This window comes from Leucobacter insecticola (genome assembly GCF_011382965.1).
GTDB classification, from domain to species: Bacteria; Actinomycetota; Actinomycetes; order Actinomycetales; family Microbacteriaceae; genus Leucobacter; species Leucobacter insecticola.
Genome location: NZ_CP049934.1, coordinates 1,377,504 through 1,403,250, shown reverse-complemented (window position 1 = coordinate 1,403,250; position 25,747 = coordinate 1,377,504). Strand labels below are relative to the sequence as shown.

The following is a 25,747-nucleotide window of genomic DNA, read 5'->3' as shown; positions in this document are numbered from 1 at the left end:
ACACTATTCCACATAAAGTATCGCTTTACTTCATTCTTTTGCTCGGTGAAACTGATGGAATGAACACGCACCCGAGCGACGCGACCGTCACCACTTCCTCCGTCCGCCCCCAGCAGCTCGCCGACGAAGCCGTCGCGCTCGTTCGCCGCTGGTTGGCTGAAGCCGCGAAGGTGCCCTCCGATCCCTCCGCCGAACGACTCGCCGGGCTGCTGCGCGATCCCAAGGGACTCGACTTCGCGGTTGGCTTCGTTGATGGCGTCGTGCGACCCGAGGATCTGCACGTCGCCGCGAACCGCCTCGGTGACCTGGTACCCCTCACCCCCGGATTCCTCCCCGCATACATGCGTGGCGGCCTGGCGCTTGGCGGCGCCTTCGCCAAACCACTCCCCGGCGTGGTGGTGCCGATCGCCCGCCGCGTGCTGCGCGAACTCGTCAGCCACCTGATCATCGACGCGAGCGACGCGAAGCTTGGCCCCGCGATCGCCAAGATCAAGCGTGACGGTGTGAACCTGAATATCAATCTGCTCGGTGAGGCGATTCTTGGCAACGCCGAAGCGGAGCGCCGCATCGCGGGCACCCACAAGCTACTCGCGCGCGACGATATCGACTACGTCTCCATCAAGGTGTCTTCGACCGTCGCGCCACACAATCACTGGGCCTTTGACGAGGCGGTGAGCGAAATCGAGCAGCAGCTCGTGCCCCTTTTTGAGCGGGCCGCCTCTGCCTCGCCGCGCAAGTTCATCAACCTCGACATGGAAGAGTACAAGGACCTCGACCTGACGCTCGCCGTGTTCACGCGGATCCTCGACCGCCCCGAGTTTCTGGGTCTCGAGGCCGGAATCGTGCTGCAGGCCTACCTGCCCGACGCCCTCAGCGCGATGATGCGCCTGCAGGAGTGGTCTGCCGCCCGCATCGCACGTGGTGGCGCGCCGATCAAGGTGCGCGTGGTGAAGGGCGCGAACCTGCCGATGGAGTTGGTTGAGGCGACGATCCACGGATGGGACGCGGCAACCTGGGGTTCCAAGCAAGAATCCGACACCGGATACAAGGCGGTGCTCGACTATGCGCTGCACCCTGAACGCGTCAAGAACGTCAGAATCGGCGTCGCCGGTCACAACCTCTTTGACGTGGCATTGGCCTGGCTGCTCGCGAAAGCCCGCGGAGCCGAGCACGGCATCGAGTTCGAAATGCTGCTCGGCATGGCGACCGGACAGGCCGAGGCGGTGCGCCGCGAGGTGGGCGGGCTTCTGCTCTACGTGCCCGTCGTGCACCCACAGGAATTCGACGTCGCGATCGCCTACCTGATCCGCCGCCTCGAAGAAGGTGCCAGCCAAGAGAACTTCATGTCCGCGGTCTTCGAACTGAATGACAACACCGCACTGTTCGAGCGCGAGAAGAATCGCTTCCTCGCTTCCCTCGCGGATCTTGAAGCGATCACCGCCGATGGCGAGGTCGCGCACTACCGCGTGCCCGCCCCGAGCCGTTCGCAAGATCGTCGTGTCTCCCCCGCAGACACGGCCCCGGATCGTGTGGCCGCGCGCGTCGCCGCCGGCATCACCGGGTTCGAGAACACACCAGACACCGATCCGGATCTCCCCGGCAACCGTGAATGGGGCAGGAGTATCGCAGGGCGCATGGTGTCTTCGCAGTTGGGCACCCACACCGTCGCCGCGTCCCTCATCACGAGCGAAGCTGAGCTTGAGACGGCAATTGAGCGCGGCCGTACAGCGGCGGCAGACTGGCAGGCACTCGGGGCTGCGGAGCGTGCACGGATCCTGCACCTCGCTGGCGAAAAGATGGAGGAACGCCGGGCAGAACTCCTCGAAGTGATGGGCTCAGAGTGCGGCAAGACCCTCGATCAGGGGGACCCCGAGGTATCAGAGGCTATCGACTTCGCACACTATTACGCCGCTCTCGGCCAGGCACTCGAGCAGGTCGACGGCGCAACCTTTGTGCCGCAGGATCTCACCGCCGTCATTCCACCCTGGAACTTCCCCGTCGCGATCCCCGCCGGCGGTACACTCGCCGCGCTCGCCACCGGATCCAGTGTCATCATCAAGCCAGCCACGCAGGCTGCCCGCTCGGGCGCCGTGATGGTCGAGGCACTGTGGGAGGCGGGGTCCCCGCGAGGTGCTGCAGATGGTGCAGTTCAAGGATCGCGCGCTCGGTTCAGCCCTCGTCGCGGATCCTCGTATCGACCGCCTGATCCTCACGGGAGCATACGAGACTGCCGAAACCTTCCGTGGCCTGCGCCAAGATCTGCCGATCCTCGCCGAAACCAGCGGCAAGAACGCGATCATCGTGACACCGAATGCCGACTTTGATCTCGCCGCTCGCGATGTCGCGCAGTCCGCATTTGGGCACGCCGGACAGAAGTGTTCAGCGGCCTCGCTCGTCATCCTGGTTGGTTCGGTTGCCAAGTCGCAGCGTTTCCGCGGCCAGTTGCTCGACGCAGTGCGCTCACTCAGCGTCGGCACCCCGGATCAGCTCACGAGCCAGATGGGGCCGATGATCCAGGCCCCCTCGGGCAAGCTGCAGCGTGGCCTCACATCCCTGGAACCGGGCCAAAGCTGGCTGGTAAAGCCGGGGCCGGTCGACAGCGACCACCCACTCGCCCGCGATGCGGACGGCGCTTCAAAACTGTGGACCCCCGGGGTCCGCGAGGGCGTCGCGCGCGGCAGCGAATATCACCTGACCGAATACTTCGGACCGATCCTCGGTGTCATGACAGCGCGGACGCTCGATGAAGCAATCGACATGGTCAACGAAATCGACTACGGTCTCACGAGCGGACTGCACTCTCTCGACCGCGACGAACTCGCGCTCTGGCTCTCTCGCATTGAGGCGGGCAACCTCTACGTCAACCGCGGCATCACCGGTGCGATCGTGCGCCGCCAGCCCTTCGGCGGGTGGAAGAAATCGGCTATCGGCGCGGGCACCAAGGCCGGTGGGCCCAGCTATCTCTTCGGTCTCGGCGACTGGGAAGACGCGCCGACTGCGGTCGCTGAGCGTGCCCCACTGCCCGCGGCCGCGCCGCTGCTGCGGGCAGCTCAGGCAGCCGCGCTGGATCACGAAGATCAGGAGTGGCTGCGCGCGGCCCTCGGCTCCGATGCCGCGGCGTGGCAGGAGGAGTTCGGTGTCAACCGCGATGCTTCGGGGCTCGGGATCGAGCGCAACGTGCTACGTTACCTGCCGTCGCGGGCGGTGATCCGTGCCGCTGCAGATGCGCCGACGGTTCAGGTGGTCCGTGCGGTCGCAGCGGCGGTAGGGGCGGGATCCCCGCCGGTGCTGAGCATCCCGACGGCACTCCCCCAGCCGATCCTTGAGGCGTTCGAGTCGGCCGGGGTAGCGATCCACTTTGAGGACGACCGTGCTTGGCTGGACCGCGTCGCGACGCTCGCGAAGCGGCAGGGTCCTGCCGCCGGCGCCCGCCTGCGGATCATCGCGGGCGAATCGCGCCAGGACCTGATCCGCGCCAGTTACGAAGCCTCGGGGGGCAAACCAGATATCGCCGTCTACGGCGGTCCGGTCGTGTCGGCTGGACGGGTGGAAATGCTGCCGCACCTGCGGGAACAGGCGGTATCGATCACGGCGCACCGCTTCGGTACCCCCAACCACCTGAGCGACGGGGTGATTTAGACCCGCCGCTCCAGCGCGGTGAAGAGGCGCTCGGCGACATCTCCGAGGCGGAGGCCGTCGTGCTCAAACTCGTTGGTCACCCAGGCGTGGAGGCCCGGGATCCGCTCAGCGGTTTGGAGCGACAGCTGCGCGTCGACGTACATGTCGTAGTAGTAGACGGCGGCCTCGATGGGCACCGTATTGCGGGCGAGCACGGCGGTGTCGTAGAGCTCGATGGGTTGCTCATGCGCGGCGAGGTGCTGCACGGCGGCTTCGAAACCGCGGAGAGCCTTGATCTCCGCAAACATCCACGGGAACACCGTCTCGCCGGTGAAGCTCAACGGCCGCGCCTCCTCGGCGAACTCGGGGTGTCGATCTCGCTCTCGCTGCGCCGCCCACGCAGAGGGACCGGGGCCGTAGATCGCCTCCTGCAGCGCGATGAACAGCGGGTTCGTCGCAAAGCCGGTCGCCGCTTCAACCTCTGCGAGAAACGTGTCACTCAGCCGCGTTTCCGCCGCGTCAGCGAAGGCCTCGTCAAAGATCCAGTGGACGCGGTCAAAGCCGGGTTTCATCCCCAAATCGAGGCCGAGAAGCTGCAAACGTCGCACCGTGAGCCGATCCCCGCCCGGCAAGCGCACCTCGTGCGCTGCGAGGTGATCCGCGACGCGATCAATGCGCGCGGTGAGCTGCGGATGCCGCTCGCGAAACAGCCGATTCTTCGCGGCGATGCGTGGGAAGGTGCGCGCATACACGACGGCGGGATCGGGATCCAGGCTCGGGATCCCGCCCGTGATGGCCGAGGCCACCACCGACTGCGGAAAGTGTGAGAGATACTGCAGCGTCAGGAATCCGCCATAGCTCTGCCCCAGCGTCCACCACTGTTGCCCCGGGAAGTGCCGCTCGCGCAGCGCCTCGAAGTCGCGCACGATCGAGTCGGCCCGGTGCAGCGCAAGCCGCCTGGCCCCCTCTTCGGCGGACAGCTCAGCAAAGTCCCGCTCCGACAGCGGCGTCGAGCGCCCGGTCCCCCGCTGATCCGGCAGGATCACCCGGAACCGCTTGACGGCGTCCGCGATCCACCCTTCGGCGTCGAGGGGACGCGGCGATTTTCCGCCCGGGCCACCCTGCAAGAACACGAGCAGCGGGAGATCCTCACGCCGTTTTGTCGCGTCCACCACCTCGCGCGCAAACACGCGAATCTGCTCGCCGCCGGGGTCATTCCAGTCGAGGGGCGTATCTACCCAGAGGTCGCGGGCCACCAGCTGCTGGCCGATCGGGTACCAGATATCACTCATTTTCCGACCCTACCAAGCTTCCGCAACCGCACGGTGCGTTTCGAAAAGTGGCAGCGTCGTGCCCTCGGGCGCACGTCCAAAACCGCACTCCGTCGCGACGCCGAAGCCGCGAGCGAGATGACGCTTGGCGGCCGCAATGCGCCGCTCGGCACCCGCGACGCCGTCCTCACGGTGCACGAGGCCGAGGTACAGCTCGGTCTCTTTATTCAGGGCAAGACCGGTGAGCGGCGCGAAGAACGCGTCATCATCGCGCTCGATCGGCACCGGCAGGTGTACCCAGTTCAGGCTGCGCGTCGTCTGCTTTGCCGAGAGGTTCGCAAATCGGGTCAGGATCGCGGCATCACTCGGCTCAACAAAGTGCTTCTCGGCGACATCGCCGTAACACAGGTGCACCCCAACCTCGACCGCTGCGGGCACCCGATCAATCTGCCGAGCAAGGCGCTCGGTCGTGCCCTCCCACACGTTGTGGAACCAGGCGTGGTTCGGTTTCCCGGCCTCAGCCTCCAGGATCGCGAACTCAACAGCGGCATCCCACTGCACAGCCAACTCCTCGTGCGGAATGACAGCGATGATCTCGTCGAGCTCCGCGGCGAGCGCCGACTCGTAGACCGGCTCAAACGCCTCGCGATCCTCCGCGCGCACGAAACTCCCCACCACCCCGAGCGGCGTCGGCAACGACACCTGGAACCTCGTCCCCGCCGGGATCACCCCTGCTGCTTCAGGTCCACAAACACTTTCCAAGACGCAAGAGCGGCCTCTGCGTAACCGAGAGGCGGCAGTTCGAGATCCGCGGCGTCCACGCCGTCAGCAATCCGGATCGAGCGGATATCGAGCATGCGCAGCGGGATCGGCGTGTCCCCCACTCGTTCAATGCCCTCCGCAGTGGCGAGGCGGCCCGGCTGAAAGGCGATCCAGTGAAAGCGCTCTCCGACCTCGCCGTCGGGGATCCGCTTCAGCACGTCCCCCAGATGGGTCGCGACGATTCGCATCGTCGTCTCTGCATCGTCCACGTTGATGCTGCCCACAAGGTGGACACCACGCACTGCGGGCCAGTAAGTGTCTTGGTCATGTGTGCCAGCTTAGTTTGCGAAGCAACAGAGCCGGGCCTCCATCACGATGTGTGACAAAACATGTCGACCCGGGCCTGTCAAGAGGTTTGTGTAAGCTGCGGGATTTAGTTTTCTGGGTTGATGTTGTTTGAGGTGGTCCGGGTTGTCGCAGCAAGCTCGTCCCAAGAGCTGTAGCGCCCCCCGATGTAGCCGAGCTGGTCCGTGATCTCTCGTTTCGCTTCCCGACTCAGTTTGGGCAGAAACTCGGCCAAGGTCCAGAGAACATCATCGGCAAGAATCAGCCAGGCTTCTTGCGCGGTGAGGCCTTCTTCAATATCGAGTGTGGCGGTCATGATAGGTGTCCTTTCGGGTGCAGTTTTAGAGGTAGGGCTCGATACGGTCGGGGTACGCGAGCGCGAGCTGCGCGAGCGCTGTCTTCCAGTTCGTAGTCACTGCGCCCTCGATCAGGCGAGGCTTCGCGTTGCGTTCTTTGGCAGGCTTTCCCCGTTCTTTCTGGCGTTCCCGGGCACGCTTGTCTTCGATGTTGCAGATCGCGAGCCACAATAGCTTCACCGCCGCAGCATCGTTGGGGAAATGACCACGGTTCTTCGTCACCTTCCGCAGCTGATAGTTCAACGATTCGATCGCGTTGGTGGTGTAGATCACCCGCCGAAGTTCCGGCGGGAACGCGAGGAACGGAATGAAACGATCCCACGCGTCTTGAAACGATTTCACCGCCGATGGATATTTCTTCCCCAACGTCGAGTTCGAGAACTCTTCGAGCGCTTCAAGCGCGGCATCCTCGTTGACGGCCTGGTAGATCGGTTTCAGGGCCGAGGCGACAGCTTTCCGGTCTTGGTAGTTCACGAACCGCATTGCGGCACGGATCAGGTGCACCACGCAGGTCTGTACCGTCGCTTCAGGCCAGGTCGCCTGGATCGCTTCGGGGAACCCGGTCAAACCGTCACACGCGACGATCAACACGTCACGCACGCCACGGTTCGCGAGCTCTGCACACACGGCTGCCCAAAACTTTGCCCCCTCGGTTGCTTGTACCCAAATCCCGAGGACGTGCTTGATGCCGTCCATATCGACGCCGACCGCGATATGTGCGGCCTTGTTTCGGACGTGCCCACCATCACGGATCTTCACGATGATCGCGTCGAGATAGATCACCGGGTACAACGGCTCCAAGGGGCGCGTCTGCCAGGCAAGGACCTCGTCTTGAATCTGGTCCGTGATCTTCGAGATCGTCTCGTGTGACAGGTCAGTGCCCAGCGTTGAGTACAGGTGATGCTGGATCTCACGGATCGTCATCCCGCCCGCATAGAGCGAGATGATCATGCCGTCTAATCCGTCGAGGCGGCGCTGGCCTTTCGGGACGAGCATCGGCGTGAATGACCCGTCACGGTCCCTGGGGATCGCAAGCTCAATATCACCGACCTCGGTCGATACGGTTTTCGCTGACGTCCCATTCCGGGAATTCGGGTAAATGTTTGCTTCGGGATCTCCTTTCTCATACCCGAGATGGTCACTCAGCTCCGTTTCCAGGCCGCGTTCGAGGGCGGCCTTCACAATCCCGCCGAGTAGCCCGTTGTCGCCGGTCAACGGGGCACCCGCGTCCATCTGCGCGAAGATGTCATCCAACGCGCCAGAGGCCCTCAGCTGGTCAGCGATCTCTTTCTGTGTACGACGCCTTTCGGCGCGTTCCTCGTCTTGATACGACATGGTCTCCATAGTGTTGCGTTCCTTCCGGGGATCCCCGGCTTACACAAACTATTTGACACCCTCCACCACCGGTTCTCTCTATGAAGCATTCGACCCGGAGACCGCTCGTGCGTTGACGGAACGTCTTGAGATTCACTACACCCCGAAACATGGTTCCTGGCTCAATATCGCCGAGATTGAACTTTCCGCCCTCACGAGGCAATGCCTCGGGCATCGCCTTGACCGCCTTGACACCCTCAACCATGAACTCGCGGCTTGGCAGCACGCAACGAACACCGACCGGCGGCAAGTGAACTGGCAATTCACGAGCGCGGACGCCCGCACCAAGCTCCGCCACCTATACCCAGAAAACTAGACACGACACACTACTAGTCTGGTGCCCGTCTTCCTTGATCCAGTAAACCCTCTAGATCCGCCACTGCCCGACGGGCCTCATCTGAAGTGAAACCGACCCTCATCTCGTATTCCCATTCTTCGAGAACGTCGAGCGTAGCGGCGCACATCGCAATATGGGCCTCAAGCTCATCCTTACTTGCAGCAAGAAGGAGACTCCCCTTCGAGAACGGCTCCGAAGGCTGAGAAGACTCTCCAGACAACACCCACGGGGTCACAGCAACAAAAAAGCTTCCATCAAATTCAGACAATTCGATTTGTCCAGTTGCGATCACTTCCGATATTGCCCGCAGAGAGTCTTGAAATTCAAGCGCAGTCTCCGGAGCGATTCCAATTCGTTCAACGAAGTCCGCACCTCGAAGTTCCTCATGCATTTCACGGATACCACTCCGGATCATACGGAGCCCCTCCGAAGTAGCGAAAAACAGGACCTCGCCCCTTTCCAAAGAGCCATTCTCCGGCAGCTGATGAAGCTCCGGAGTGGAAACGGAATGAATAAGAGTTACTAGGCGCATACTCACTTACCTTTGAGTTCTTCGAAGTAGTTGTATCCATCTATCGGGCGAAATGCAGTTCCTCCCTCTGGGCTCTTAGGGTCGAGGATCACGACGACTCCATCTTTCCAAAACGCAGAACGACCGCGCTCAGGCGAGACTTCTTCTCCGTTTTTTACCACGTCATCAATCAGTTTGGCGAATTGTTCAGGAGTCTTGACACCTGGAAACTCACCACGCTGGATTACATGCTTGTCAAAAGCATGACCTCGAGAGATTTGTTCGCCGATCCTGACCGCTGAGATGGCTTCCACGCTCCGCAGGCTCTTCAAACCCCGAACGAGCCCAAGACCACCAACGTACGTAAGGGCAACGTTGACAAATGCTCGTCCAGTGCCTTCACCAGCGCACTCGTCTCAATGGTCTGCAGCGATGAGATCTAAGAACATCGACCCCGCTGCTCCCCACGGGTCAGACACGATCGAGTCGATGATCCCGAAAATCCAACCCTGGAAAGCTGCTCCCATAACAAGGAATCGCAACTGGAGAATTATTGGAAATTTCTGAAAGCAGAGCTACAGCAATGAGACAAGGTACCCGGCCTAAGCTTTTGTCTTTTGTGCTGGCGGCGGTGAGTGGAACGATACTGATTGCCTGTGTGTTGGCTTGCAGCGATTTCTCGACGCAATATGAGGTTGCCTTCTTTCCAGGTCTAGAAAAGCACTGTGACCAAGTTGCTGCAGGCCTAGTCTCCCAAGAGATCAAAGCCCGTTGTGACGATAGTTTTCGCCTCGTTATTGAGAACAAGGGTGTGACATACACCTATTGGGAGACTGGAATTCTTGATATTGATAAGGGCCCTGTGTACATACGGGTGCCTAAAGCACCCGGTGACAGTGTGGAGATCAATGAGTTCACAGTGGACAACGGTGGCTGTTTCGATGCTGCCGAGGCCTTCTATTCGATGGACGACCTCGCGCACCCGAAGCCTGAGCAAGTTGGCACGAGTCAGGACTCAGTCAAACAAACAGAACCGGGTTCTCACCACGGTGAGTGGCGAGAACCCGGTTCGTTGTGGATCGAAGCGATCCCGCAGTGTTGGCTACAGCGCGGCGTACGCCTGGCGCAGCAGCACGGCGGTCTCAGACGGCGTCTTGCCGACCTTCACCCCTGCCGCCTCAAGCGCTTCCTTCTTCGCCTGCGCCGTACCCGCTGAACCGGAGACAATCGCGCCAGCGTGGCCCATCGTCTTGCCCTCGGGCGCGGTGAACCCCGCAACGTAGCCGACGACGGGCTTCGTCACGTTGTGCTTGATGAACTCCGCCGCGCGCTCCTCAGCATCGCCGCCGATCTCACCGATCATCACGATGGCTTTTGTCTCGGGATCAGCCTCGAATGCGGCAAGCGCATCGATGTGGGTGGTCCCGATGATGGGGTCGCCACCAATGCCGATTGCGGTGGAGAAGCCGAGATCCCGCAGCTCGTACATCATCTGATAGGTCAGCGTGCCCGACTTCGAGACGAGACCGATGGGGCCCTTCCCCGTGATCGTGGCGGGGGTGATCCCCGCGAGTGCTTCACCGGGAGTGATGATGCCGGGGCAGTTCGGGCCGATGATGCGTGTCGTGTTGCCGGTGGCCTTGGCGTGAGCCCACAGCTCAGCAGAGTCCTTCACCGGCACACCCTCGGTGATGATGACGAGCAGACCAATACCCGCGTCGATTGCTTCGATCGCCGCGTCTTTGGTGAAGGCCGGCGGCACGAAGGCAACGGACACGTCCGCACCGGTGGCGGCCATCGCCTCGGCGACCGAGGCGAACACGGGCAGCTCAACGCTCGCACCCGTCGCGTCGACGTGAGACACCGTGGTGCCCGCCTTGCGCGCATTGACGCCGCCAACGATCTGGGTGCCCGCAGCGAGCATCCGGGCGGTGTGCTTGGTGCCCTCGCCGCCGGTGATGCCCTGGACGATGACCTTGGAATCCTTATTCAGGAAGATCGACATAGTTTTCCTTACTTCTTCGTTCCGTGCGGGCTATCGTGCGTTGGCGAGTGCGGCGGCCTTGTCGGCGCCCTCGTCCATCGTCTCGGCGAGCGTGACGAGCGGGTGTGCGGCATCGTTCAGGATCTTGCGACCCTCTTCGACGTTGTTACCGTCGAGGCGCACGACGAGCGGCTTGTTCGCTGAGGCCCCCAGCGCGGCGAGCGCACCGACGATGCCATTGGCGACCGCGTCACACGCAGTGATGCCACCGAAGACGTTCACAAACACGGACTTTACCTGCGGGTCACCAAGGATGACGTCGAGGCCAGCGGCCATCACCTCGGCGGAGGCGCCACCACCGATGTCGAGGAAGTTCGCGGGCTTCACACCGCCGTGGTTCTCGCCGGCGTAGGCGACGACATCAAGCGTTGACATCACGAGCCCGGCACCGTTACCGATGACACCGACCTCACCGTCGAGCTTCACGTAGTTCAGATCCTGAGCCTTGGCTTTCGCCTCCAGCGGATCCTCAGCGGCTTTGTCCTCCAGGGCCTCGTGCGCGGGCTGACGGAAGCCAGCGTTCTCGTCAAGCGACACCTTGCCATCAAGCGCAATGATCTCTCCGGCGCCGGTCAGCACGAGCGGGTTGACCTCAACGAGGGTTGCATCCTCACCCGCATACACGGCATACAGCTTTTCGAACACCGCGGCAACCTTTGCCACGAGCTCTTCGGGGAACTTGGCCGCGCGGGCAATCTCGACCGCCTTTGCGGCATCGATACCGGCGATCGGATCCACCTCGATGCGCGCGAGCGCCTCCGGCTTCTCAACCGCAAGCTGCTCAATTTCCATACCGCCCTCAACGCTGCACAGCGACAGGTACGAGCGGTTCGCCCGGTCAAGAAGCACGGAGAAGTAAAACTCCTCAGCAATATCGGCGCCCGCGGCCACCATGACACGCTTGACCACGTGCCCCTTGATGTCCAGCCCCAGAATTGCCTCTGCAGCAGCAAACGCCTCGTCGGCGTTTTTCGCTACCTTCACGCCGCCGGCTTTGCCGCGGCCTCCAACCTTTACCTGCGCTTTGACGACGACCACGCCGCCAATCTTCTCTGCGGCAGCGCGAGCCTCTTCTGGCGTGTCCGCGGTGATACCGGCGAGAACCGGCACCCCATAACGCTCAAATAGGTCTCGTGCCTGGTACTCGTACAGATCCACGTACTGTCCTTTGCTTGGGATTTTGAGATGCCCGAGGCAGAAAATGTCTCGATGTCAAGATAAGTCGACCACGGGAAAGTCTACCACTGCGCGTTGATTCAGGAGGCCCCGCGAGCATCTCTGGATCGCTTTGCCGCGTACAGCTTCCTATCGGCCCGGGCAATCGCGTCTTCGAGAGGCTCTTCCCCCTGCAGTGGCACGGCCCCCAGGTCCAGGAATGTGAGGAGGCACGCTTCAATTCCCGAAGCAGGGAATCCACCGTTTCGACCTCACCTCGCAACAGCAGGGCGAACTCGTCGCCGCCCAGACGCGCGATGAGCCCGGATCGCCGACGTCCCAGAAGCTCCTGCCAGCTCGCCACCGCCCCACGGAGCGCATCGTCCCCGGCCCCGTGGCCGCCCTGCTCATTGACGCTGCGGAAGTCATCAAAGTCGATGGCCACGACCACGAGCGATTCGCCGGCACTTTCGGCCCCCCTGCGCAGACGGCGACTCGCGACTTCAAGTCCCCGACGATTCAGCGCCCCGGTGAGGGGATCCGTAATCGACTGCACATATCCCTGACGCCGCAGCGCCCGCGCACCCTCAAAGCAGAACACCGCGAAGAGCAGCGCGTACGCCACGGTCACCCGCACCGAGACGACCCCCTGCGCAAGCCCCGGATACGCGATCAGCAGCGCCACGTCACCGATCACACTGACCGCCATCAAGATCCGCCCCACCAGCGCCCGATAGAACCAGCCCAGATAGAGAGCGACCATCGGCAGTTCAAGCAAGGAGCTGATTTCGAGGTCACTCAGCCCGCCGCGCAGCAACGCGGCAATCGACCAGCTCTCAATCAGCGCCACCAAGAGGATCCCACCCCAGCGCGGAAAGCGACGCCCGAGCAACAGCGGCAGCAGCGCCGCCACGATGTACAGCAGCAGCCAAATGACCACCGGATATCCCTGCGTGCTCGAGGCGCCGAACAGAAGATCCGAAACGACCACCAAGGCGAGCACACAGGCGAGCATGCTGGTGACGACCGAGTACGGACTCTGCCAAGCGACCACGCGCGACCATAGCCCGCGCAGGGACGCGTCGGAGGCGCGCTGACTCATGCGCTCACGCGGTGCCATGATCGTGCCCCTTTCGCGTCCGCTTCTGCGCATACAGTTCCGCGTCGGCGCGCGCGAGCAGAGATGTCGCGTTGTCGTCCGGGCGAGACTCGGCGATGCCCCACGACCACCGATATTTCGCCGCCTTGCGGAGCCGGGCCACGATAACCTGCGCCTCCGCGACAGAGGTTCGCGGCAACAGCAGCACGAACTCGTCACCGCCGATTCTCGCGACCTCGTCCTGCCTGCGGACCCCGCTTCGCCACAGCGCAACCTCGGTGCGCAGCGCCGCATCACCAGCGGCGTGCCCTTCGAGGTCGTTCAACCGCTTAAAGTCGTCAAAGTCAATCACGACAAGACTCAACGCGCTGCTCAGCTTGCGAAGGCGAAGGTGATGCTCGATGCGATCGTGCAACCGTTGCCGGTTTATCGCCCCGGTGAGGGGATCGATGACTGCTCGGCGCTCTGCGCGACGCCACAGATACGCTCCGGCACTAAAGCAGAAAAAGAAACTGAGCATCCCGTGCACCGCCACCGAGACTCCGACCGCACCCTCTGGCCCAACCAGCGGGTTCGAACTCAGAGCAACGACGAACGCCGCCCCAAAGAGCGCCATCAGAACGTAGTCCATCCCGGGGCGCACAAACCAGCCAACGTAAAACGCGACCAGCGGGAGCGCCTGCACGGAGGACACGACAGATTGCGGATCATCCGGGAGGCTCATGTAATAGCTGAGCGCCGCCACAAGCAGGAAAGCCGCGACGAGGCCCGCGGCCTTCGATACTCGCGCACCGAGCACAAACGCGCACGCTGTCGCGACAAGGCTCACGCCGAGCAGCGCCCACAGCAGCCACTGGTTGTTGACATAGCGATGAAGGAGGAGATCAATCAAGAACGTCAAGCTAAAGACGAGCCCGGCGCTCGAGAGATAAAGAGAGTGCGCGTTGTGTCGCCTGAATAGCGATGAGGATCCCGTTATCCTCAGCCGTTGCAGCTCACTCACCTTTCCCAGGGTACACGCGATCTCGCGGCCGTTCCCCCTCTCTCATCGAGGCAGGCGCCCTACCCCGCAAACAGGTTGAAGCCAAAGCCAACGAGCATGATCGCGATGCTCACCGAGCCAAAGAAGATCAGAAGGAGCCGTGGCTTCAGCACCTGTTTCAGCAGCATGAATTCTGGGAGCGACAGCGCAACGGTTGCCATCATAAAACTCATCGCCGTGCCCAGTGCCATACCTTTTCCGTACATCGCTTCAACGATCGGGATCACACCCGCGGCGTTCGAATACAGCGGCGCCCCTGCGAGGGTCGCGATGACCACCGCGAAGGGGTTATCAGGCCCAGCATAGGTGGCAAAGAATTCGGTTGGCACCCAACCGTGAATCACCGCGCCAACACCGACCCCAAGAATGACCCATTTCCACACCCGCCCGAAGATGTCCCGGGTTTCCTCGGCCGCGGCGTCGACCCGCTGCTGCAGCGTGATCTTTCCTCCGCCCTCGTGTAGCGCCGAGGTGGGCGTGCCGAACACGAAGTCCTGGACGTGGTGGTCGAGCTTGAATCGAGACAGGATCGCACCAATCACGACCGCGATGCCGAGCCCCGCGAGCACGTACGCAATCGTCACCGGCCAACCGAACGCGTTTCCGAGCATCAGCACGGCGACCTCGTTGACGAGCGGCGATGCGATCAAGAAGGTCAGCGTCACCGACAGCGGCACTCCCGCCGCCACGAAACCGATGAACAGCGGGATGGAACTGCACGAGCAGAACGGCGTAATCGCGCCAAACAGCGCCGCGAGCAGCAGTGCGATGGGCAGCGACTTGCCGTCGAGCCAGGCGCGGATCCGCTCGGGCCGCAGCGCGGTGCGGAGCAGGCCGATACTGAAGATCATGCCCGCGAGCAGCAGCAGGATCTTCGAGGTGTCATAGACGAAAAACTCGATCGATCCCCACAGCCGCTCGCCAGTGTCGAGGCCCAGCGCGTCGCCGAACAGCCACGCCCAGACGTTTTCGTTCAGCACGTACAGCACGACCCACGCGGCGGCGAGCGCCGCCAGACGCCACACCAGTTGCCCGGTGCGCAGGTCTTTGCCGGTGAACGGCAGTTCAAGTTTCAGACTCATCAGCCTGGTGTCTTCCCGCTTCGTCTAGATTCGCGCGATCAGCATTCACCACCGCAGGCGCAGGCACCCTCTGGGGCCGCACTCGAAGCCTGGCCGGAGCTCAGGATCTCGACAATCTCGGCTTTCTTGGGCACGCGGCCGGATACGAGTACCTTTTCGTTGACCACGAGCGCGGGCGTAGACATGACCCCGTAGGCCGCGATGGCCGGATACTCGGTGACTTTTTCGATGGTGGCGTCGCTCCCCATATCGGCGAGGGCATCGCGGGTGGCGCGCTCGAGGTTCTTGCAGTTTGCGCAGCCGGGTCCGAGGATCTTGATGTTCATGGTGCACCGTTTCTCGCCTTGCCGGCGTCTATATCGACAACATTCGATATAAGGTTATCACGAGCTTCACCAAGACATCGACACCCATCGATACAGCTGTCCGGGTGCCGCTACACGAGCTCTGCGATCAACGACCGCACGCGATCCCGAATCTCGTCGCGGATCACCCGCACCGCCTCGATCCCCTGCCCCGCCGGGTCGTTGAGTTTCCAGTCTTCGTAGCGTTTGCCCGGGAAGAACGGGCACGCATCGCCGCAGCCCATGGTGATCACCACGTCTGACTCCTGCACTGCCTCGGGTGTGAGCACTTTCGGGGCCTCGGTTGCGATGTCGATGCCCACCTCAGCCATCGCCTCAATCGCGACCGGGTTGAGCTGATCCGCGGGCATCGACCCCGCCGAGCGCACCTCAATGCGTCCGGCTCCCAGCTCGCGCAGGAACCCGGCCGCCATTTGCGAACGGCCCGCATTGTGTACGCACACGAAGAGCACCGTGGGGGTTGCGTCGGTCATGAAGGTACCTTTCCTGTTATTTCAGTAGCCTGCGGCACGAGCAGCGTGTCGAGCAAGGTGCGCACGTGGGCGGCAATGTCGTCGCGAATGGCCGCGGTGCCCTCGGGCGACGCAAGCGCGGGATCTCCGACCGCCCAATCCTCATAGTTGACCCCGGGAATCACCGGGCACACATCTCCGCAGCCCATCGTCACGACCACATCGGCGGCACGCACGGCGTCGTCGGTGAGCGGCTTCGGGTACAGGGCGTCAACGTCATCACCCGCGATATCCTGAAGCAGCACCCGCACATCCGGATCGATACTCGCGGCGGGCCGTGATCCGGCGGATCGCGCAATCACCCGGCCGCCCGACAGCTGGTTCGTCAGCGCGGCAGCGAGCTGTGATCGCCCGGAGTTACCGACGCACACAAACAGCACCTGCGGGGGCGCAACCGCGCGATCCCGCACCAAATCAGCGAGGCGCTGCCGCGCGAAACGCTCGGTCAGCGGAATCAGATGCTGCGTCACCGTCGCGGTGCGCGCGAGGCCGGCATATGACTCACGCACGATCGTCATAATGACATCGGGGTGCAGATCACTGAGTTCTGCCGCGAGTTGCTCGGCGAGGCGCGTCACCCGCGCATCCATGGTGCGCAGCGCCTCGACGCGCGCGGTCTCATTCTCGGCGTCTACAGCTTCCTCGAGCGGGGTCACCGCGCTCAGTAGCGCCATCACCTCCGCCCGGCGCGCCGGCGCGATCTGGTAGTGCACCCAGGTACCCCGACGCTCAGACGTCAACAGCTCGGCATCCTTCAGCTTCTTGAGATGGTGTGACACGGTCGGCTGGGAGACATCGGCGATAGCCGTAAGGTCACACACACAGCAATCGCCATTGGAAGTGGCAGCGATCGCGGAGACGAGCCGCAGGCGCAGCGGATCGGCGAGGGCCTTCAGGGTGTCGGCGAGCGATGTCGCAATCTTTGGGCTAATGGCCCGAGCCGCAAGCGGGGTCTGTGGGCTTGGAGTGGTCATGCGTTCTGCTCCTGAACTGCGTAGGGGTCAACGTGGAACCACGCTCTTGCGGCCCACAGCGAGACGTATACGAGACCCACCAGCACCGGCACCTCGATCAGCGGACCGACGACGCCAGCGAGCGCCTGACCGGAGGCCGCACCGAAGGTGCCGATCGCGACCGCGATGGCGAGCTCAAAATTGTTGCCGGCGGCGGTGAAGGCGAGCGTGGTGGATCGCGCATACCCGAGCCCGAGCGCCCGCCCCGCGGCGAGGCCCGCACACCACATCAGTGCGAAGTAGGCGAGCAGCGGCAGGGCGATGCGGGCGACGTCCCACGGGCTGCGGGTGATCGCGTTACCCTGAAGGGCGAACAACAGCACGATCGTGAAGAGGAGTCCGTAGAGCGCCCACGGCCCGATCCGCGGCACAAATTTCTCTTCGTACCATTCGCGGCCCTTCCGCCGCTCGCCGATCCACCGCGATGCGAACCCCGCGATGAGTGGCACCCCCAAGAACACCAGCACGTTCATGGCGATCTGCCACACCGACACTTCAAGACCCTGCGTATCGAGCCCTAACCAGCCGGGCAGCACCGTCAGATAGAACCAGCCCAGCAGTGAGAACGCGAACACCTGGAACACCGAGTTGATCGCGACGAGCACCGCCGTCGCCTCGCGGTCGCCGCAGGCGAGATCGTTCCAGATCACGACCATTGCGATGCAGCGCGCGAGCCCCACGATGATCAGCCCGGTGCGGTACTCGGGCAGATCGGGCAGCAGCAGCCACGCGAGCGCAAACATGACGGCGGGGCCAATGATCCAGTTCAGCAGCAGGGAGGACAGCAGCAGTCGCTTGTCACCCGTGACCGCAGCGATCCTGTCGTAGCGCACCTTCGCGAGCACCGGATACATCATGACGAGGAGGCCGAGACCGATCGGCACCGAGACTCCCGCGATCTCTAGATGTGCGAGGGCGTCCGCAAGCGCAGGCACGAAGCGCCCGAGGGCGATACCCGCGAGCATCGCGAGGCCAATCCACAGCGGCAGCCACTTGTCGAGTGTGGAGAGGTGCGGTGGCGCTGTCGGCTTCTTTTGTTCCGAGGCGGCTGCAACGGAGACTTGTTTAGACATGCGTCTATGTTGACAGCTGTCAATACAAGGGTCAAATGAACGGTGGGGGTTGCGGGTTCGTGCGTTTGGGGAACACTCCTCGTTTCTAGCTGTCCACCCGGGCTACGCCCGTCGCCTGTGACGACCGAGAATTGTTCTTGGGAACCGTTCGACACCTCCCCCTTGATTCGCGCTGGCCTGGGGGTGCATGCTGGTGGTGTCGGTGACTGCTTCCGAAGTCGGTTTTCCTATGGTGCACACCTGCCGATGAGCCCGTTTCTAGTGGCGTATCTCCAAAATAACGTGTCTATTTTTGACAGAATGGAGCATGTCTCGAAAACCAGCCTCCCGCTAGCCTTCGCACCCCTGAACAGCGCCTCATTCTTGAACGGGTCGCAAAGTCAAAGATTGGCTCTCATCGCGCGGTACAACGCGCTACCGTGCTGTTGCGAGCTGCTAACGGCACCTCTCATGCCCGCATCTCTCGCGAGGTAGGAGTAAACACGAACACGGTACGGGACTGGCGGTCCCGTTTCCTTGAAGACGGCCTGAACGGAATCGAAACCATCCGCCAGGGGCGCGGACGCAAGCCCGTGATCTCGGACGAGAAGATCCAAGAAATCGTTGAACTGACCGAGCATTCTAAGCCGGAGAACGCGACGCACTGGTCAGTCCGATCGATGGCAGCACGCGTTGGGGTGTCTCCCACTCAAATGCAACGCATCTGGGCTGCTCGCGGACTGAAACCGCACCTGGTGAAAACATTCAAGGTATCCACGGACCCCAAATTTGAGGAGAAACTCATCGACGTGTGCGGCTTGTATCTCAGCCCACCCGAGAACGCGATCGTGCTGTGTGTTGACGAGAAGACCTCGATCCAGGCGTTGGATCGGCCACAGCCCTCACTGCCACTCACCAAGGGGCGTGCCAGCACCTGTACGCACGACTACAAACGCAACGGCACGACCACTCTCTTTGCAGCGCTCGAAGTCGCTACTGGAAAGGTGATCGGTTCGTGTGTGCCGAAGCATCGACACGACGAGTTCCTGGCGTTTTTGAACACCATCGAAAAGGAAGTGCCAGCTGGTCTCGAAGTGCATCTGATTGTTGACAACTATGCCACTCACAAGCACGCGAACGTTCAGAAGTGGCTCGAGAAGCATCCGCGATTCCTTTTCCACTTCACGCCCATGTCGTCATCGTGGCTGAACCTGATCGAGCGCTGGTTTCGCGATCTGAGCGAACGGACGCTACGCCGGGGAGTGTTTCGCTCAGCACCGGACCTTGTCGAGAAAATCGAGGACTACATTCGCCATAACAATGAACACCCGAAGCCGTTCGTCTGGACCCCGACCGCTGATTCAATCCTCGCGAAAGTCGCGCGAGGCGGGGTCGCCCTCAACAAGCAAAACAAAACTGAGACACACTACTAGAGCACATCGCCGATGCAATCACTTGGGACGAGAAAGATAGAATGAGGGGGAAAGCCGCAGTTGCAGCTAGATCTACAAGGGGACAGGACATGCTTGCTTCCGACCGACTCGAAGCTTCATTGACACCGATCCAGCTCCGCGAGATTCTGGTCTCTCAGCCACATCGACGAGTTGAGGTCGCGGTCCATCCAGAGATTGATGAGGCGTTGCGCCAGTGGCTCTGGGAGAACGGTGACGATGCGCTTCGGCGTGCCGTATATGCGCAGTATCTCCAGCAGCGTGAGCGGCTCCTAAAGTCCGGGGATCCGCTGCCCGCGGCCGCGGTCAGATACGACGCCGAAGTCACGCACCTCTCCGCGTTAGCGACGACACCACAAACAACTCCGCCGACACAGAAGAATACCTCGGAGGCCGTTCGCGTTCCGTCATCCAGAGAAACGAGGAAGCCACCGCGACTAGCACTCCCCGACGGAACAACCGTCGATATCATCTCGGAGCGCGTGGTCATTGGGCGCAGGCCCGCGGATCTCAACTCTCCCGGCGCGCAACTGGTGAAGCTTGAGGATCCCACCAAACACCTTTCGTCCTCTCATGCGCTCCTTGTGCGGGCGCACGACGGCTGGCGGATCACTGACCTTCATTCTGGCAACGGGACCCTGCTTGCTTCTGGCGAGAACTTCTTTCCTGCTCATCCCGGGATCGAGTATCTCCTACCACATCGGTTCCTACTTGCAGGGCACCCCATACAGTTCTTTGAAGCCTGACACCGCCGTGGATCCCCTCGCAACCGTGCTGCGGCGAATCGGCCCGCCGCCCATCATCCATATCCCCCACCCCATCGCCCTAGACAGGCCCGCCAAGGCTGCCTCACCATCGATCCCGATTGGGCCTCCACCGCGACTCCCCGTTCAGGAAGATGGCTTACGGGTGTGCGATGTTGATGCGACCGTGGCGAACAAAAAGAGACTTCTGCATGGCGTCTCGGTATCCGCATGGAACGGCACGCTCACGGCTGTTGTTGGGCCTTCTGGAGCAGGAAAATCGACCTTCGTTCGCACAATCTCTGGGCTTATGGAGCCAAGTCGCGGCACAGTCACCCTCTCCGGTATCAACGTTCATCGTTATTACGACCAAGTGAAGACGCTGCTGGGGATGGTGCCGCAGGAAGATGTCATTCATTCCCAGCTCACCCTCGTGCGCGCTTTGCGCTACGCCGCAAAACTTCGACTGAGCACCGAGATGAACGCGCGACAACGCGAGGCCCGAGTGCAGCAAGTCTTGGCGGAGCTTGATCTCGCACCACATCAAAGGACTCGAGTTGCTCGGCTTTCTGGCGGGCAACGCAAAAGAGCCTCGATCGCACTGGAGCTACTTACCGAGCCGAAGTTCCTGGTGCTCGACGAGCCAACTTCTGGGCTTGATCCAGCGCTCGACAGGAGACTGATGGAGCAGTTTCGTGCGCTCGCTGACGGGGGACGCACCGTTCTCGCTGTGACACACTCCGTCGCGTGCCTTGATATCTGCGACCAAGTAGTTGTGCTGGCCCCGGGCGGTGAAATCGCCTTTATTGGGAACGAACCCGAAGCGTGGCGCTATTTCGGCACAGAAGACTGGTCCGAGATTTTTGAGCAGCTCAAGATCAATCCACGCGAATCAGCTGGGCACTGGCAACAGTCTCTGGAGGCGTTCCTTCTTGCGACCGAGCCAATCACTGAACGCCCACCAAAGCCACACGAAGCGCCTACAAAGATTCCCCGCGTCCGACAGTTCTTTACGCTGGTGCAGCGACAGCTGGCGCTGATGCTCGCTGATCGCGGGTACACGCTGTTTCTGCTCGCGCTTCCGTTTGTGGTGGGGCTATTGCCAATCGTCGTGCCGGGTAATTCTGGCCTCACGCAGGTGACACAAGCCAAGTACTCGCAAGAACCGCAGATGATTCTCACCCTCCTCACTATCGGGTCAATCTTCATGGGAATATCCATGACCATTCGCGAGCTCATCGGGGAACGTCACATCTACCGCCGGGAGCGAGCGATGGGTCTCAGCACTTCGGCGTATCTCGCAGCCAAGATTCTCGTTTTTGGCGCGTTGGGCGCCGCGGGTGCGGTGATCATTGTCATGATTGCAACGACGGTAAAACAAGGCCCGAGCGGCGACGGCGTGCTCGGGCTAGGTGCATACCTTGAGCTGGGTATTGCAGTCACCGCCACGGTCTGGGGTGGCGTCTTTCTCGGGCTCCTCCTTTCTTCCCTCGTGACTTCGCAGAACCAGGTGATGCCAGTTCTGGTCGTCGTGTTGATGCTGCAGATGGTCCTGAATGGGGGCCTGATTCCACTTGTTGACAACGCAGCGCTGAACTGGGTCGCGAGTGGGATGCCGGCGCGTTGGTCATTTTCGCTGGGCGCGATCAGCATAGATCTGCATCATTTGCTCGAGCTCGCCGATGAGTCTGAGCGGATGGCATTACAAGGGTCCGGTGTCGATCCTGACCCCGCGTGGAATCCGAGTCTGCTGCGTTGGGGATTTTCAGCTGCGATTCTGACGGTGATGGCGGCCCTGATGAGCTGCGCGACCTGGGTCTTCGCTCGATCACGGTAGTTGACAGCGCGGGATCACTTATTGCGCAAGGTTCTGGTCAGTTGCGTGCCGTAAGCGGCCGGGAGAGGTCAACTTCGACGAGTTGAATCATGAGGCGTGGGGATCGGCGATGGTCTGCCAGTTGAAACCTGCACGCAGTGCGGCCTCGACCTGGCGCAGGTTGAGCGTCCATGCACCAAATTGTCGATATGCGCCAGTTCTCGGGCGGTGCGGTCATTGACCCTGTCGCCACGCAAGTTCGTAAGCCACGCGACGTCGCGTGATGCGTGGGCGATGTGGCATCACTGGGAAGCTATTTCTGAGACATACCACTAGTTTTGGGCACAGACCGAGCCCATCGGCGGCACAGCCCCTGGAATCCGCCACCCCATGCTTCCGATCCCACGTAGACCACTCCCGCGCGAACAGCAGCGCCGGGCATAGTCGCCAAACGCCGCGACACCCCAGAGCACGCCCACCAAGCAAACAGAACAAGCGCCCCCTTCGCCTTGAGCGAACCCGACTCAACTTTCATTGGCACTCTACCCCCGAGAGTGCTAAAAATGAATTACCGGGCCGTGATGGTCGGCCCCAGATACTCGAAGGAGTAGAAAGATGGCACGCAACTACGATCCTTTCCGTGAACTTGACCACCTGATGGGCCAAATGCTCAGCCCTGAGCGAGCTGGCGCCCAGATGCCGATGGACCTCTACCGCTCGGGTGACCACTACGTACTGAGCTTGGATGTTCCTGGCGTCAACCCTGATTCGATCGACGTCAATGTCGAAGACCGTACGCTGACGATCCGTGCCGAGCGCGCGCTGCCCGACGGCGAAGACATTCAGTGGCTCGCCAAGGAGCGCCCGACCGGAACCTACGCCCGTCAACTGACGGTGGGCCGAGGACTCGCCCTTGAGTCAATCAATGCGGCCTACACCGACGGCGTCCTCACGCTAACAATTCCGGTCGCAGAAGAAGCCAAGCCACGTCGCATCGAGGTTTCCCACGGAGGACGGACACCCGTCGAGATCACCGCTGACGCATAGAGACAGCTTTCCCTGCGGCACCCAACTGAGGGGCAGTTCAGCTCCAATGCGTGTGGGGTTCGGACAGCCAGTCCGAACGCCACACGCACCTCCCGCAACACCGAAGAGAACTCGCGTGGGCACCGCGCCTCACACAATCCCGACGGCGGACACCCGGTCGCGCGACTCCTCAGTCAAGCTTCTCGATCGGGGCAAGCTTCACGAGAAGCTTACGCTCGCCGACCGCGTCAAACACCGCGTGAGCGATGCGCTTCGATCCGACACCCGTGATCGCGCTCACGCGACCCTCACCGTACTCGTCGTGACGGATCCGATCCCCCGGGTTCAGTTCAAGGTCACCGTTGTCTCGCACCGAACCCATGATCGTGTTCGGGAATCCGCCTCCCGCGGCCTGCGCCTGTTTGGCAGCCTTCTTGCGCTCCCGCCACTTATCAAGCGCCGATTGCATGTTGCCGCTGGCCGGTTCACTCACCGCGGCAGAACCGCTGGAGTAGCCCCCGGAACCACCGGATGATCCGAAGGTCACATTCGAGTCAACGGGCCGCCGGGTGCGCACCGCACCCCCGCTGCCCCGGTTTGCGTTGAGCGCGCGGGACTCGGTGCCGCCGCGCCCGGTGACCTCGCCCGGCGACTGCCGCCAATCGATCAGCCCCTCGGGATCTCCTGCAGGAACCGCGACGGCATCGCCACAGAGACGTCACCAAACACGGCGCGAGTGCTCGCGAGCGTCAAATACAGCCGCTCGCGCGCACGCGTAATGCCGACATACATGAGCCGCCGCTCTTCATTGACACCACCCACCTCGTCAACGGACATCTGATGCGGCAAAAGCCCCTCTTCAACGCCCGTGATGAACACGGCCTTGAATTCGAGGCCCTTCGCGGTGTGCATCGTCATCAGAGACACGGTGCCGCTCGAATCGTCGAGGTCATCGGCCGCGGCGACCAGGCTGACCTCGGTGAGGAAGGCGAGAAGCCCCGCCCCCGGCTGCTTCGCATCAAACTCGCGCGCAACAGCAACGAGCTCTTCAAGGTTCTCCGCGCGCGCATCATCTTGCGGATCGCGCTTCTGGCGCAGCTTCTCAATCATTTCGGTTTCATCAAGAATGAGCTTCAGGAGATCCCCCACTGGCGCGGGTGCCTGTTCCAACTCCGGATTCCCCGCAGCCATCGCGGAGGCGCGCGTCAGCATCTCCGCGAGGCTAACAATGGCGTTCAGTACTTTCGGACCGAAGGAGAGCTCCCCCGCGCGCAGCATGGCCTCGTGGAAGGTGAGCCCGTGTTCCTCTTGAAAGTTCGCGAGGTGCGCCTCAGCCATCGGCCCGATGCCACGCTTCGGGGCGCCCAAGAGGCGCGACCACGCGATCGGATCGTAGGGGTTCGCGATGCTCGTAAGGTACGCCATCGCGTCCTTGATCTCAGCTCGCTCATAGAACTTGGTGCCGCCGAGCACCCGATACGGAATCGCGGAACGGATGAGCAATTCCTCAAGCGCACGCGTCTGCGAGTTCGTGCGGTAAAACACGGCAACGTCACCGTAGGCGAGGCCGCCACGGTGCAGATCCTCGATCTCTTCGGCCACAAATCGCGCCTCGTCGTGCTGCGAGTAGCCGGTGAAGCCGACGATGCGCTCGCCGTCCCCCTCCGCCGTCCAGAGATTCTTCTCCTGGCGGTCAAAGTTGTTGCCGATTACCGCGTTCGCCGCGCTCAGGATGTTTTGGGTCGAGCGGTAGTTCTGTTCAAGCTTCACGACCTCTGCGCCACGGAAGTCTCGCTCGAACTCCACGATGTTGCGAATGTCCGCGCCGCGGAACGCATAAATCGACTGGTCCGAATCACCGACAACGGTGAGGCTGGCACCCGGGATCTTGCCCGAGCCGTCGAGTTCGGCCGCGCGGATGGGCGGCACCAGTCGCTCCACTTCCTCTGGCTCAACCGGGCGGGTGAGCTCGCGAATCAGCGAATACTGCGCGTGGTTCGTGTCCTGATACTCGTCGACCAGGATGTGCCGGAAGCGGCGCTGATAGACGGCCGCCACCTCGGGATGCGCGCGGAAGAGGTGTACGGTCTGCCCGATCAGGTCATCGAAGTCGAACGCGTTTGCGCGGCGCAGTTCCTGCTCATACATCTTGAAGATCTCAACGAAGAGGCGGTCACGCGGGTCGCTCGCGTTCATCGTCGCCGCGTATCCGTCGGCGTCGGTGAGTTCGTTCTTCAGACGCGAGATCTTCGATCCCGAATTCGCGGGTGTGAACCCGTAGGTGTCCGCGTCCAGTTCCTTGATGATGCGCTTGAGTAGCGCGCGCGAATCAGCGGAGTCGTAGATGGTGAACCCGGAGACGTAACCAAAGCGCTCCGCCTCGCGGCGCAGGATCCTGACGCAGGCCGAGTGGAAGGTGGAGACCCACATACCCTCGGCACCCGAGCCGAGGAGACCATCGATGCGCTCCCTCATCTCAGACGCGGCCTTATTGGTGAAGGTGATCGCGAGGATCTGACTCGGCCATGCCTCGCGGTTCCGAATCAGGTGCGCGATCCGGTGGGTCAGCACGCGTGTCTTGCCGGATCCTGCACCAGCGACAATAAGCAGCGCTGGACCCCGAGCGACGACCGCACGCGCCTGCGCGGGATTCAGCCCGTCAAGCAGCGGATCCACGTCGGCCTCCTCCGGGGCCTGACTGTAGGGAAGCCCAGACGGGTCAAGAAGTTCAAAGTCACTCATCGTGTCACCAGTCTAGGTTGCACGTCTGACA

At 62.1% G+C, this 25,747-nt stretch carries 21 protein-coding genes and 2 pseudogenes; 6 read left to right on the top strand and 17 right to left on the bottom strand.

The window, feature by feature from the left end:
- The first annotated feature begins 59 nt into the window (after positions 1–59).
- Positions 60–3,639 (top strand): annotated as a pseudogene (locus tag G7067_RS06415) (bifunctional proline dehydrogenase/L-glutamate gamma-semialdehyde dehydrogenase).
- Here the strand turns inward: G7067_RS06415 and G7067_RS06410 are convergent.
- From G7067_RS06410 to G7067_RS06395, 5 genes are all read right to left on the bottom strand, one after another.
- Positions 3,636–4,910 (bottom strand): alpha/beta fold hydrolase, encoded by a 1,275-nt coding sequence (locus G7067_RS06410; RefSeq protein ID WP_166322864.1) that lies wholly within the window; start codon positions 4,908–4,910, stop codon positions 3,636–3,638. The pseudogene G7067_RS06415 and the gene G7067_RS06410 overlap by 4 nt on opposite strands.
- A 9-nt stretch (positions 4,911–4,919) precedes the next feature.
- The gene (locus G7067_RS06405; RefSeq protein WP_244301305.1) at positions 4,920–5,618 is read right to left on the bottom strand and encodes a uroporphyrinogen decarboxylase/cobalamine-independent methonine synthase family protein; all 699 of its coding nucleotides are present in this window, start codon (positions 5,616–5,618) and stop codon (positions 4,920–4,922) included.
- Positions 5,615–5,953, bottom strand: coding sequence for a hypothetical protein (locus tag G7067_RS14210; RefSeq protein ID WP_244301304.1), 339 nt, complete (start codon positions 5,951–5,953; stop codon positions 5,615–5,617). Before G7067_RS14210 ends, G7067_RS06405 begins: the two co-directional genes overlap by 4 nt.
- A gap of 131 nt (positions 5,954–6,084) precedes the next feature.
- Positions 6,085–6,312, bottom strand: coding sequence for a hypothetical protein (locus G7067_RS06400; protein WP_166321981.1), 228 nt, complete (start codon positions 6,310–6,312; stop codon positions 6,085–6,087).
- A gap of 25 nt (positions 6,313–6,337) precedes the next feature.
- The gene (locus G7067_RS06395; RefSeq protein WP_166325648.1) at positions 6,338–7,687 is read right to left on the bottom strand and encodes an IS256 family transposase; all 1,350 of its coding nucleotides are present in this window, start codon (positions 7,685–7,687) and stop codon (positions 6,338–6,340) included.
- A 52-nt stretch (positions 7,688–7,739) separates the two neighbouring features.
- On the opposite strand from G7067_RS06395, the gene G7067_RS06390 reads away from it, so the two are divergent.
- On the top strand, positions 7,740–8,042 hold the full coding sequence (locus G7067_RS06390) for a transposase (protein ID WP_205881214.1): 303 nt from the start codon (positions 7,740–7,742) through the stop codon (positions 8,040–8,042).
- Between the two features lie 13 nt (positions 8,043–8,055).
- Here G7067_RS06390 and G7067_RS06385 read toward each other — a convergent pair whose 3' ends face one another.
- From G7067_RS06385 to arsB, 11 genes are all read right to left on the bottom strand, one after another.
- On the bottom strand, positions 8,056–8,526 hold the full coding sequence (locus tag G7067_RS06385) for a hypothetical protein (protein ID WP_166322862.1): 471 nt from the start codon (positions 8,524–8,526) through the stop codon (positions 8,056–8,058).
- 71 nt (positions 8,527–8,597) lie between these two features.
- Positions 8,598–8,888 carry an mAFB alternative gene (locus G7067_RS06380; RefSeq protein WP_166322860.1) on the bottom strand — a complete coding sequence of 97 codons (291 nt, stop codon included), beginning with the start codon at positions 8,886–8,888 and terminating at the stop codon, positions 8,598–8,600.
- Positions 8,889–9,676: 788 nt separating this feature from the next.
- On the bottom strand, positions 9,677–10,579 hold the full coding sequence (sucD, locus tag G7067_RS06375; RefSeq protein ID WP_166322858.1) for a succinate--CoA ligase subunit alpha: 903 nt from the start codon (positions 10,577–10,579) through the stop codon (positions 9,677–9,679).
- Positions 10,580–10,609: 30 nt separating this feature from the next.
- Entirely contained in the window at positions 10,610–11,776 is a 1,167-nt protein-coding gene (sucC, locus tag G7067_RS06370; protein ID WP_166322856.1) for an ADP-forming succinate--CoA ligase subunit beta, read from the bottom strand.
- Entirely contained in the window at positions 11,739–12,893 is a 1,155-nt protein-coding gene (locus tag G7067_RS06365) for a GGDEF domain-containing protein (RefSeq protein WP_166322854.1), read from the bottom strand. Before G7067_RS06365 ends, sucC begins: the two co-directional genes overlap by 38 nt.
- Entirely contained in the window at positions 12,880–13,875 is a 996-nt protein-coding gene (locus tag G7067_RS14665) for a GGDEF domain-containing protein (RefSeq protein WP_166322852.1), read from the bottom strand. Before G7067_RS14665 ends, G7067_RS06365 begins: the two co-directional genes overlap by 14 nt.
- Positions 13,876–13,934: 59 nt before the next feature.
- Complete coding sequence (locus G7067_RS06355) at positions 13,935–14,996, bottom strand: permease (protein WP_166322850.1); 1,062 nt, start codon at positions 14,994–14,996, stop codon at positions 13,935–13,937.
- Positions 14,997–15,034: 38 nt separating this feature from the next.
- Positions 15,035–15,322: a thioredoxin family protein gene (locus tag G7067_RS06350; RefSeq protein ID WP_166322848.1), complete on the bottom strand. Its 288-nt coding sequence runs from the start codon at positions 15,320–15,322 to the stop codon at positions 15,035–15,037.
- Positions 15,323–15,432: 110 nt separating this feature from the next.
- Positions 15,433–15,834 carry an arsenate reductase ArsC gene (locus G7067_RS06345; RefSeq protein ID WP_166322846.1) on the bottom strand — a complete coding sequence of 134 codons (402 nt, stop codon included), beginning with the start codon at positions 15,832–15,834 and terminating at the stop codon, positions 15,433–15,435.
- On the bottom strand, positions 15,831–16,847 hold the full coding sequence (locus tag G7067_RS06340; protein WP_166322844.1) for a metalloregulator ArsR/SmtB family transcription factor: 1,017 nt from the start codon (positions 16,845–16,847) through the stop codon (positions 15,831–15,833). Before G7067_RS06340 ends, G7067_RS06345 begins: the two co-directional genes overlap by 4 nt.
- The gene (gene arsB / locus G7067_RS06335; RefSeq protein WP_166322842.1) at positions 16,844–17,959 is read right to left on the bottom strand and encodes an ACR3 family arsenite efflux transporter; all 1,116 of its coding nucleotides are present in this window, start codon (positions 17,957–17,959) and stop codon (positions 16,844–16,846) included. The genes G7067_RS06340 and arsB overlap by 4 nt, the downstream gene beginning before the upstream one ends.
- Positions 17,960–18,318: 359 nt before the next feature.
- Here arsB and G7067_RS06330 point away from each other — a divergent pair, with 359 nt between their 5' ends.
- From G7067_RS06330 to G7067_RS06315, 4 genes are all read left to right on the top strand, one after another.
- A complete protein-coding gene (locus G7067_RS06330) occupies positions 18,319–19,371 on the top strand; it encodes an IS630 family transposase (protein WP_166325863.1) in 1,053 nt (350 codons plus the stop codon).
- An 89-nt stretch (positions 19,372–19,460) separates the two neighbouring features.
- Positions 19,461–20,135, top strand: a complete 675-nt coding sequence (locus G7067_RS06325; RefSeq protein WP_166322840.1) for an FHA domain-containing protein — start codon at positions 19,461–19,463, stop codon at positions 20,133–20,135.
- Positions 20,136–20,142: 7 nt separating this feature from the next.
- Entirely contained in the window at positions 20,143–21,969 is a 1,827-nt protein-coding gene (locus tag G7067_RS06320; RefSeq protein WP_205881213.1) for an ATP-binding cassette domain-containing protein, read from the top strand.
- A gap of 594 nt (positions 21,970–22,563) precedes the next feature.
- Positions 22,564–22,995: an Hsp20/alpha crystallin family protein gene (locus G7067_RS06315; RefSeq protein WP_166322836.1), complete on the top strand. Its 432-nt coding sequence runs from the start codon at positions 22,564–22,566 to the stop codon at positions 22,993–22,995.
- A 169-nt stretch (positions 22,996–23,164) separates the two neighbouring features.
- Here G7067_RS06315 and G7067_RS06310 read toward each other — a convergent pair.
- A pseudogene (locus G7067_RS06310) lies at positions 23,165–25,716 on the bottom strand (ATP-dependent helicase).
- Positions 25,717–25,747 lie beyond the last annotated feature (31 nt).